This is a genomic window from Candidatus Pelagibacter sp. PS_06 (genome assembly GCF_059418045.1).
Genome location: NZ_CM182078.1, coordinates 129,366 through 140,725 on the forward strand (window position 1 = coordinate 129,366; position 11,360 = coordinate 140,725).

General features: G+C 24.9%; 10 protein-coding genes. 9 read left to right on the plus strand and 1 reads right to left on the minus strand.

Annotated features, from left to right (window positions below):
• Positions 1 to 107: 107 nt before the first annotated feature.
• Positions 108 to 1,139 carry a hypothetical protein gene (locus tag AC5SLZ_RS00660; protein ID WP_494615712.1) on the plus strand — a complete coding sequence of 344 codons (1,032 nt, stop codon included), beginning with the start codon at positions 108 to 110 and terminating at the stop codon, positions 1,137 to 1,139.
• A 21-nt stretch (positions 1,140 to 1,160) separates the two neighbouring features.
• Here the strand turns inward: AC5SLZ_RS00660 and glf are convergent, their stop codons facing one another.
• On the minus strand, positions 1,161 to 2,291 hold the full coding sequence (gene glf, locus AC5SLZ_RS00665; protein ID WP_494615713.1) for a UDP-galactopyranose mutase: 1,131 nt from the start codon (positions 2,289 to 2,291) through the stop codon (positions 1,161 to 1,163).
• Positions 2,292 to 2,444: 153 nt separating this feature from the next.
• Between glf and AC5SLZ_RS00670 the strand changes: the two genes are divergently transcribed.
• From AC5SLZ_RS00670 to AC5SLZ_RS00705, 8 genes are all read left to right on the plus strand, one after another.
• Positions 2,445 to 3,668, plus strand: coding sequence for a glycosyltransferase 61 family protein (locus AC5SLZ_RS00670; protein ID WP_494615715.1), 1,224 nt, complete (start codon positions 2,445 to 2,447; stop codon positions 3,666 to 3,668).
• A gap of 789 nt (positions 3,669 to 4,457) precedes the next feature.
• Positions 4,458 to 4,883, plus strand: coding sequence for a hypothetical protein (locus tag AC5SLZ_RS00675; protein ID WP_494615717.1), 426 nt, complete (start codon positions 4,458 to 4,460; stop codon positions 4,881 to 4,883).
• Positions 4,884 to 4,983: 100 nt separating this feature from the next.
• Entirely contained in the window at positions 4,984 to 6,606 is a 1,623-nt protein-coding gene (locus AC5SLZ_RS00680; protein WP_494615719.1) for an aldolase catalytic domain-containing protein, read from the plus strand.
• A 4-nt stretch (positions 6,607 to 6,610) separates the two neighbouring features.
• Positions 6,611 to 7,345, plus strand: coding sequence for a 3-deoxy-manno-octulosonate cytidylyltransferase (locus AC5SLZ_RS00685; protein WP_494616214.1), 735 nt, complete (start codon positions 6,611 to 6,613; stop codon positions 7,343 to 7,345).
• 154 nt (positions 7,346 to 7,499) lie between these two features.
• Positions 7,500 to 8,774: a nucleotide sugar dehydrogenase gene (locus AC5SLZ_RS00690; protein ID WP_494615721.1), complete on the plus strand. Its 1,275-nt coding sequence runs from the start codon at positions 7,500 to 7,502 to the stop codon at positions 8,772 to 8,774.
• A 59-nt stretch (positions 8,775 to 8,833) separates the two neighbouring features.
• The gene (locus AC5SLZ_RS00695) at positions 8,834 to 8,986 is read left to right on the plus strand and encodes a hypothetical protein (protein WP_494615722.1); all 153 of its coding nucleotides are present in this window, start codon (positions 8,834 to 8,836) and stop codon (positions 8,984 to 8,986) included.
• 464 nt (positions 8,987 to 9,450) lie between these two features.
• Complete coding sequence (locus tag AC5SLZ_RS00700; RefSeq protein WP_494615723.1) at positions 9,451 to 10,515, plus strand: glucosamine inositolphosphorylceramide transferase family protein; 1,065 nt, start codon at positions 9,451 to 9,453, stop codon at positions 10,513 to 10,515.
• 7 nt (positions 10,516 to 10,522) lie between these two features.
• Positions 10,523 to 11,356 (plus strand): 6-hydroxymethylpterin diphosphokinase MptE-like protein, encoded by an 834-nt coding sequence (locus AC5SLZ_RS00705; RefSeq protein ID WP_494615724.1) that lies wholly within the window; start codon positions 10,523 to 10,525, stop codon positions 11,354 to 11,356.
• Positions 11,357 to 11,360 lie beyond the last annotated feature (4 nt).

Consider the following 11,360-nt stretch of genomic DNA (forward strand, 5'->3'; position numbering starts at 1 on the left):
ATTTTAATGTTTTAAGTTATTATAATAAAAATACGAAGCAAAATACTAATTCGTTTAATTTAAACGAAATAATTACTCCAGAAATCTCTAAGTCAGCAAATGTATATATGATAATACTGGATGGAATGATGAATTTAGAAAAAGCTGAAAGCGAAAATATAATTAAATCAAGTAAGCAATTTCATAATAAACTTATAGAAAATGATTATATTTATAATAAATTTTTTAAATCGAATTATAACGCAACTCAGGTCTCTATAAAATCATTACTTTATAGTGATTATATATTAACTGAAAAATCAGAGATATCTTTAGATAGAAAAAAATATTTTCCACATTTTATGAATAATGAAGAAAATAATTTTTATCAAATTGTAAATAATTTAAATCTGAATTTATTTTGGATAGGAAATGAGTGGGGATTTTGTGATCAAAAACAAACTAAATATTTTAATATATGTAAGTATCAATTTAAAGCTAATGCTAACAAACAATTGCATAAATATTTATTAAAAATAAAAAAACTCTATGAGAATCACTTATTTAAAAAATTCTTTGATAATTACTTATCAAAAAATACATCTTTTGTTAGTGCCTATAACTTTTTAAAACGCCCTGATGATTTTAAAAATAGAACTAATTTAACCTTAAAAAAAAATTTTTACTTAATACATGTCATGAAACCACATGATCCATTTAATCTTGATGAAAATTGTAATGAAATTACCAATGAAACAATTTCAGTGAATAATGGACATTTTGATAATACAAAAAAAAACTATTCTCATAATTATTCATGTGTTTTTAATACTTTCATAGATTGGGATAATAGTATTTCCTTAAATAAAGATAAAGATATAGTTATTGTACTTGGTGATCATGGGTGGAGCTTTAAAAATAAAAAAAATAATAATGAATTAAATTTATATATAAACGATCTAGTTAATAATGTTTTTTATGCTCATAAAGTTCCAAAAAGATGTAAGACGATTAAACAACCAAATTCTCATGTGAATGTCATGAGATTTATTTTCAAATGTTTAGAGGCATCTAGCCAAAATTATCTTGATGATATTCAATATTATGTAAAAACAGAAGTAGGAAAGTATTATTCAAGAGCATTTAGGATAAAAAAATAATCTCATCTTATTTAAGTAAACTTAATTGACTATCAGTTTATTAAGATTTTTTTTTAGAAACTCTTTTACCTTAGAAAGAGCAGAACCAACTGCCTGGTCCATATTCAAATATTGATATCTACCTAGCCTACCAATAGGTATAATATTCATTTTTTTAGCCTGCTCCTGATATCTTGAGTTTAATTCGCTAGTTAATTCATTGACAATTGGATAATATCTATGATTTTTGCCTAGCTTAAATTCTTCAGGATACTCAGCAATATATATTGGCTGATTAGTTTGTTTTTTAATAAGTCCGTATTTTGTTATTCTTGTAAAATCAAATTCATTAGGAAAATTGTTTGTTATAGTATTTTCATGTCGATCTAAGTTTAATTCAGGAGATATTTTTTTAAACTTAAGAGACCTATAAGATAACTCACCGTGTTCAAAATCAAAAAATTCATCAATTGGTGAAGACAAAAAAATATAATCATACTTATCATAAATATCTTTTTTTGATATATTTTTATTAAGCATCAAGTTAATATTTTTATGATTAGCAATATTTTTGAGCATATTAAGATAACCGTTTTCGGGAATTCCTTGATATTTGTCAGTAAAGTATCTACTATCATAACTTAAATTAACAGGTACTCGAGCAAGAACAGTTGGATTAATATCTTCAATAGGAATCCCCCATTGCTTTTCTGAGTAGCCCTTGAATATATTTTGGAAAATAAACTTACCTAAAAACTTTATATCAATATCTTCAGCATCTAACATTTTTGCAATGTTAATATTTTGTCCAAATCCATATAAATTAATTAATTTTTCTCGAAAAAATTTTGCTTTTTCGACTCCAAATAAAATTTCAATAGATTCAAAATTGAAAGGTATTGGCACAGATTTTCCCATCACAAAACCTCGTACATGATGAAAATATGGGGCAAATTTTGTAAAACGATTTACAAATTTCCATATCTCCTCTGAATTTGTATGAAATATATGTGGACCGTGAAGATGAACAAGAGTGCCATCAATCGTGTGTTCTAATAGATTTCCACCTATTTGATTTTCTTTTTCAAATATGTCCACACTATAGGAATTTTCTGCTAAAATTCTAGCTGTTGTTAATCCTGAAATACCAGCACCAGTGATACAAATTTTCATATTTCATAAGACATATTTTTTTTTTGGTTTATTGTCTAGAAAAAATAATATTTAATTAAAGAATGTTGCAAATAGCTGATATTTTATAAATTTTTATATAATCTAGGATAGTAAAAAGTGCTCTTAAATAAATTGAAAATATCCATAATCAATATGTCAGTAAAATTATTTACATTAATTTTACCAAAAATAGAAAGAGAAGATTTAATTAAAATTGGAAGACAAAACAATACAATTTGTATTGTTGAGGACGAATATGAAACTACAATTCAAGAGCCAGATCAATTTTTGGCAAAAAGAAGATTTAAAAATTCTTATGGTGTTAAAAAAACTGATTGTTTTTTTGGAATAAAAATTAATGATATAAGATTAATTGGCCCGTTTGGGATTCCTTTTACAAGATACGGGCAGGTTATACTAGAGCCCATTTCTAAAAGATGGCTAAGTAGAGCGCTATTAATCACAGTTCTTCAAATTGGTATACTACGTTTTTTAAAACAATATTTTTTAGCTATATTTCCAAGGTTTGATGAAAAAAAAAATTTTTTAAAAATTGCAGCACATTTAATATGTCGAGGAATGAAAAAAGATATTTTTTCTAAAAAATCTTCTGAGCCAGAACCAGTGTTTGGTCATTGGTTAGGTGAACAAATACCTCAACTTCGAGGAATTGAAGGAATATTTTCAAAATTTAATATATCGTGCCCTTTAATAATAAATCAAAATCCAAAAGAATGGCAAATAGAGTCATTAAAACTTATGGGATATAAAAAAGATGATTTATTTATTTTCAAAAAAGATGGATTAAGAGTAGGTGAAATTATAATTTCTTCGTTAAGAAACTTACATTCCAGAAATATGGAATTTGATCCAAAAGCCAGAAGGTGGGCTAGAAAAAGATTACAATCAAATTTTATCAATTTAGATTTAAATAATCATAATCATAAAAATATATGTTTGTTTCGCCAAAATGAAAAGAATAGAAGAATATCTAATTATGGTTCGGTTAAAGAAAATATTGTTAAAAATCAATATTTTGAAACACCCTTGATAAATCTTAATTTATTAGAAAGTGCAAAAAACTTTTATTTAGCAGAGAATTTCCTTGCCACTTTTGGTAGTGGAATATTACGTTTAATGTTTATTCAACGACCAAAAAAATTGATAGAAATTTTTTCTCTAAATGAAGAGGATAAAGATGTTTTTTTTTTATTGGCTAATGAATTTGATGTAAAATATGAATGCGTCCTGGCCACAACAACATCAAATAAATTTAATTTTTCTAGTAAAGATATAAAAAATAGATATGAGGTTAAAGAACCTAAAAATCCAGAATGGAATGTTTCTATTGATGAGTTGGATAAATGTCTTTCCTAGAATAGTTTTTTTTAAATTTCAAATCTTTATTTTCTTTTAATCCATATCCATTAATACTTTATTTATATTTAATCTTGTGACTATCATTTATTATTTTCCTGATATAACTAATCAACCTATAAAAAATTTAAACTGTAATAAATATTTTTTTAGATATTCGAATTGTTAATCAAAAGTTAAAAAAACAAATTTATAACATCCAAGTAAATTTAATAATTAAACTAAATTAATTTAGTAGTATATTTATATTTATTGATATAAGTTATTCGAAATGAAAAAAAAAAAATTGATTTTGAGGTTGATATTTTAGAATTTATTTTTTTTATATTAAATAGAAGATATCAAATTATTTTAGTTACACTTATTGGCACTTTTATTTTTGTAACTATAAGTTTAACTTTTTTTAAAAGTGAACTTAGAAAACAAGACAAAATAATTGTTAGAAGTCCATCATTTAAAATATATTCTGATTATGATTTTTTAGCTATCTACAAACATAATGATTTAAAATTAGTAAAATTTCATCAGTCTCTACTTGATGATAAAATTACGACACTTCATTTTTTAGAAGATTTTATAAATGATTTAACTAAAAATAAAGAATACAAAAAATTTTTATTTGATAAAAATTTAGATCCCAAAACTTATCGGCCCGAAGTATTTATAACTGCTGGTAAAACTAAATATATCGAAAAACATTCATTTATCATAGATTATCCAATTTATTTTAACGGTAAAAAGTTTTTAATAGATTATTATAACTATGTAAAATTAGAAACCTCAAAAGAAATGGAGAGTATAATTAGACATTACATAGAAAAAACAATTTATGATTTGAATTTTGAATTCGACGTTTTAGATGAAACAATTAAAAAATATCTAAAAAAAGATGATTCCCCAAAAATTGAAAAGCTTTATTATAATGAATATTATAATGCTTTATACTCAATAACAAAAGTTGAACAAAAAATAAAATTAGCTATGGAGTTGCTTGATGAAATTAATAATGAGAAATTTAATTATGACTCTTTTATTTCATCTATAAATTTAAAAAACGATATTCAAATCATAGAAGAAAATAAAATAAATAAAAGAATTTTTTTACTTAAAATGATAGCTTTTGGCCTAATTTTAAGTGTATTAATTTATATTTTTTATATGTTAATTGTGTATTTGATCCAAATTCAAAATTATAAAAGTAATTTATTTAAATAAAAATTGTCTAATTTATACATAAAAAGTAAATACTTTAATTAAGCCTTAAATTACTATAATTAATCATTACATAATAAATTCAAATTAAAAAATCAATAATATGAATTTTTACTCAAAAAAACCAAAATTGCTTGATTGTACTTTACGTGACGGAGGTTATTACAATTCTTGGGACTTTTCACATTCATTAATTAATAAATATTTAAGTGCAATGAGGGCTGCAAAAATTGATATAGTTGAGATTGGTTTTAGGTTTTTAAAAAATGAGGGATTTAAGGGTCCTTGTGCATTTACAACAGATGAGTATATTGAAGATTTAGTTATTCCAGAGTCTCTAACTATTGGTGTTATGATAAATGGCTCTGATCTTTATACCGATTTAGGTTGGAAAGACGCGATTAATAAACTTTTTCCAAGAGATTCAAAAGACTCACCCGTTAGCTTAGTTCGTTTAGCTTGTCACTTTCATGAAATACCCAACGCAATTAATGCATCAAATTTATTAAAAAAAAAAGGATACATAGTAGGCATAAATTTAATGCAGATTGCTGATAAAAGTATTAAGGAATTAGAGAAACTTACTAAAGCAATAAATAAATCTCAAATAGATGTTTTGTATTTTGCAGATAGTATGGGCAGCATGAATAAAGATGATACATCTCGTGTAATTAAATCAATTAAAAAAAACTGGAATGGTAATATAGGAATACACACTCATGACAATATGGGACAAGCTCTTACAAATACACTTCACGCACATTCCATGGGTGTTAATTGGCTAGACTCTACTATAACAGGAATGGGCCGAGGTCCTGGTAATGCAAGAACTGAGGAGCTAGTTATTGAATTAGAATCAATTTATGATACCAAAATAAATTTTGTACCCCTCATGTCTATAATAGAAAATTATTTTGCACCATTAAAAATAAAATTAGGCTGGGGAACAAATCCATATTATTACTTATCAGGAAAATATGGTATTCATCCTACTTACATCCAAGTCATGTTAAGTGATAAACGTTATGATGAAGAAGATATTATTGGAGTAATAAATTATCTTCGTAAAGAGGGAGGTAAAAAATTTGATTTAAACAATCTTGATTTAGCTTCACAGTTTTATTATGGAAAACCTGGAGGTAATTGGGCACCTATTTCAATGATTAATGGTCGCGATGTTTTAATTTTAGGAGCAGGGCAAGGTATAGCTTCACATCGTAAATCACTTGAGAGTTATATAAAACAAAAAAAACCTTTGGTTATTGCTTTAAATGTTAATAACACAATAGACCTAAATTTAATTGATCTAAATATTGCATGCCATCCTGTTAGACTATTGGCAGATGCTGAGACTCACTCAATTTTACCTCAACCTTTAATTACTCCAGCATCAATGCTTCCAGAAAAGTTGAAAAAAGAGCTTGGTAAAAAAAAACTTCTAGATTTTGGAATTAAAATTTCCTCTGATTTATTTGAATTTTTCGACAAAAGCTGTGTAATTCCTAATTCTCTTGTTCTTTCCTATGCATTAGCTGTTTGTGTAAGTGGTAAAATGAAAAGAATTTTATTGGCAGGTTTTGATGGTTATCCGAATGGTGACCCAAGAAATGATGAGGTAGAAAAAATATTACGTGATTTTTCTAAAACTGGATATAAAAATTCACTTATTTCAATTACACCAACTCGTTTTAAAGGTTTATCTAGTCAAAGTTTGTATGCTCTCTAAATATATGCGCTCTTGTATTATAATTCCTGCACGATATTCATCCTCTAGATTTCCCGGCAAGCCATTAGTGCCACTTAACGGAAAATCGATGATTTTATGGGTTGCAGAACTTTCTGCTAGAGCAGTTGGAAAACCAAATGTTTATGTGGCAACTGAAGATAGTCGTATAGCTGATGAAGTTAAAAAAGCTGAATTTCAAGCATTAATTACAAGTAAGGATGCATTGACAGGAACTGATCGACTAGCAGAAGCAGCACAACAAATTGATTATGATATTTATTTAAATGTACAAGGAGATGAACCTTTAGTTGATCCAAAAGATATAATTAAAATCAGAGATACTAAAATATCTCGAATGGATCAAGTAATAAATGGTTTTTGCTGGATTTCGGACTCAGAAGACCCGCACAATCTAAACATCCCTAAAGTTATTACAAATGAAAAAAACGAGCTTATTTATATTTCAAGATTAGCATTACCTGGTTTTAAAGAAAAAAAATTTTCTCCTAATTCATATAAAAAACAAGTTTGCATTTATGCTTTTACGAAAAATGAGTTAGACTTGTTTAGAAAATTCGGTCGCAAAAGTATAATAGAACAATCTGAAGATATTGAAATATTAAGATTTTTAGAATTAGACAAAACTGTATTTATGGTAGAAACCAAACCTGGTAGTCTAGCAATAGATGTTACAGAGGATATTCAAAAAGTTGAAGAGAAATTAAAATGTATAAAATGAAATAAATAATTTAAACATTAATATCAGCTTTGAAAGTGAAAGAGTTATTTTACATAATAGGTTAAAAATAATACTTATAAGTTTTGATTAAACTATAATAATAATTTATAAAGAATTTTTAAAAAAAGAAAATTAACAGTCATTTGAGATTGAATTGAACACAAAAAAAATTAAATTAGCCGTTATAGGCTTAGGATATGTTGGATTGCCTTTAGCAGTAGAATTTGCAAAAAAACGATCAGTCATTGGTTTTGATATAAAATTAGAGAGAATAAAAGAATTAAAGAATGGTATTGATAAAACTTTAGAGCTAGAAAGGAAAGAAATAACACAAGCCAAAAAATTATTTTTAACTAATGACGAAAGGGATTTAAAATCTGCTAATTGCTACATAGTTACCGTTCCCACACCTATAAATAAAAAAAAAAAACCAGATCTAACACCTTTAATTAATGCAAGTAAAATTATTGGAAAAGTATTGAAAAAAAAAGATATTGTTATTTATGAGTCGACTGTTTTTCCAGGATGCACTGAGGATAAATGTGTTCCAATTTTAGAAAGATATTCAAAATTAAGATATAATAAAGATTTTTATTGTGGGTATAGTCCAGAAAGAAACAACCCAGGAGATAAAAAAAATAAAATCTATAATATTAAAAAAATTACCTCAGGATCAAACAAAAATGCTGCATCAATAGTAGATAATTTGTATAGAGAAATAATTAAAGTTGGCACCTACAAATCTCCTAGTATTAAAATAGCAGAAGCAGCAAAAGTGATAGAAAATACTCAACGTGATATAAATATAGCTTTTATGAATGAACTTTCGATCATTTTTGATAAAATGAATATAGATTTTAATGAAGTGCTTAATGCTGCGAAAAGTAAGTGGAATTTTCTTCCTTTTCGTCCAGGTTTGGTTGGAGGTCATTGTATTGGAATTGATCCTTATTACTTAATACATAGAGCACAAACAGTAGGTCAAAACCCTAAGCTTATTTCTAGCGCAAGAAGAATTAATGATAAAATGGGAGATTATATTGCATCAAAATTTCTTAAAAAATTGAATGAAAAGTCTATATTAGTAAAAAATTCCAAAATTTTGATCTTAGGACTCACTTTTAAAGAAAATTGTACTGATTTGAGAAATTCTGGAATTAAAAATGTTATAATCAATTTAATTGCACACAAATGTAAACTGGATCTTTATGATCCGTGGGTTTCAAAAATTGAAGTACAAAAAATCTATGGAGTAAAGCCAGTGAAAAGATTTGTTTTAGGAAAGTACGATGGGATTATAATTGGTGTTGCACACGATTATTTTAAAAAAATGGGAATTAAATATATAAAAAGTTTAGGTAAGAAAAATAGTCTTGTTTTTGATGTTAAGTCTATATTTCCAAAAAATTTATCAGATTTAACATTATAAATATGCTAAATATTATTTAATGAAAATAAATTTTACTTTTTAATTTGTTAAATTTCTAAATGAAAAAAATTAAAATTGGTTTTTTATTGAATAATTTAAATGTTGATTTTTATACCTTAGAATTAATTCGACATGTGAAAAAAAGTAAGTTTTATTTTGATCCAGTAATAATTCATGGTTACAAAAAAAAAAATCTTTTTTTGATAAGATAAAATGGATAAGTAAATTTGGATTAATAAAAAGTATAGACAGAGTAATTATTATTTTAATTTTAAGATTAATAAAATTATTAGAAATTTTTAATACAAAAAAAAAATATCCAAATTATACAAAACAATTTAACCTTAAGACTAAACTAGATTTTAGAGAAATTATTATTGATGGAAAATGGTCAAAAAGTAGACTTTATTTAGAATTCGATAAAAAAGATATCGATATCTTATCTAAAGAAAATTTTGATTGCATTATCAGGTGTGGAAGCGGAATTTTAAAAGGTAAAATTTTAAATTTACCAAAATTTGGAATTATATCTTTTCATCATGGTGACAATAGAGTTAATAGAGGCGGCCCCAGTGGTTTTTGGGAAGTAATTAAAAATGAACCAACCTCTGGTTTTATAATACAAAGATTGACCAATAAGCTCGATGGTGGCGATGTATTATTTAGAGGAAATATAATGACAGCAAGCAATTTTACTTTGAATCATGCGCAATTGTTAGAAAAATCTAATTTTTTTTTTATTAAAGTTCTTGATAAAATTGCTTTAAAAGGCAAATTAGAATTTGAAAAAAAATCAACTAATTATAGCAAAGTTATACTTAAAATTGATAACAGTTTAATTTTAATTAAGTATTTATTTAAAGTTCTTTTTCCAATAATTACAAAAAAATTTATCAAAAAATTTTTCAAAAATACCACTATGGTATGGAGCGTGGCTTATAAAAAAAATATGAAAAATGAAAATATTTTAATAAATTCTAAGCAAATACAAAAATTTAAAGAAATAGCTAATCCAAATAATAGATTTTTAGCCGACCCTTTTATATTTAATTTTGAAAAAAAGGATATTATTTTTGTTGAGGATTATTCATTTAAAAAAAATAAGGGAAGTATTTCAGCAATTGAAATAACAGGAGATAAAGAGAAATTCTTTAATGATATACTTGAAGAAAATTTTCACTTATCTTTTCCATTCATATTTCAAAACAATAATGATGTTTATATGATACCTGAGACTTCAATGATTAATGAGATAAGAATTTATAAATGTGTAAAATTTCCTACTAATTGGAAATTGGAAAAGATTTTGATGAAAAATGTTTCTGCTGCTGACACAATTCTAATAAAAAAAAATTCGACTTGGTATATGCTAACTAATATTTGTAGCTCTAATATAGGTGACCATCAGTCAGAATTACACATTTTTTACTCTGATAATTTTTTATCACAAAATTGGAAACCAATACAACAAGGTAATCCAGTTATATTTGATTCAGATAAAGCAAGAAATGGAGGCATATTTTATATTAATGATAAGTTGTATCGTGTAAACCAAATTCATGGAAAAGCTCAGTATGGAAAGTCTTTTGGTATAAATGAAATAATTAATTTAACTAAAAATAGTTTTATTGAAAAAAGAGTAAAAAATATTAACCCTAATTTTAAAAAAAAAATTATTGGCACACATCATTTCAGCTCTAATTTAGCTTATTCGGTGATTGACTATGCAAAAAAAATATAAATATAAAATGAATTTTAATTATCAATTAGTTCATTCAAAAAAACAAAATTTAATCTTGTTAATTTCTGAATTTTTTTTATTGATATATGAACTAATTGTATGCTTACCATTATCAATAAAGCTAAAATTTAAATTAAAAAATATTAAAGAAAAAAGATTATTTATATTAGGAAATGGTCCCAGCCTTACTAAAGATTTAAATAAAATTAAAAATAATTCTCAAATATTTGCAGTAAATACTTATTTATCAAAAAAATATTTTAAAACTCACAAACCTGATTTTTTATGTTGTATTGACTCTATGTTTTGGGCAAACTATGACAGGTTAAGCTCGACTGTAAAAATACCTGTTAAAAAAACCTTTAAAGAATTAAATAAAGTTGATTGGAAAATGAAAGTCTTTATTCCAAATAGAGCAGAAAAAACATTTAAGTATAGGATTAAAAATAAAAAAATTGAAATAATAGTTATTCCATCTTTATCATATGATTTTGAATGCTCATATTATCTTAAATTATTAAGTTATCTTGAATTACCACCTCCAAAAATCAACGTTGTAGTTACTGCTATATATATTGGAATAATTACTCAAATAAAGAATATTCAACTATTAGGGACCGATATGGATAGGATTTATTCTTTTAAAGTAGATAAATTCACAAATAAAAGTTACATGGATTATGTTCATTTTTCAAAAAAAAAACAAGGAATAATAAAGTTTAAAAATAAATTTAAAGATAGAAAACAAACTTCAATTTATATTAAACTTAAAAGAGAGGCATCAGCTTTTAAATGGTTTGGATATGTTTCAATGTTAAGTAAAAAAAAAAAATTTTTTTAAGAAA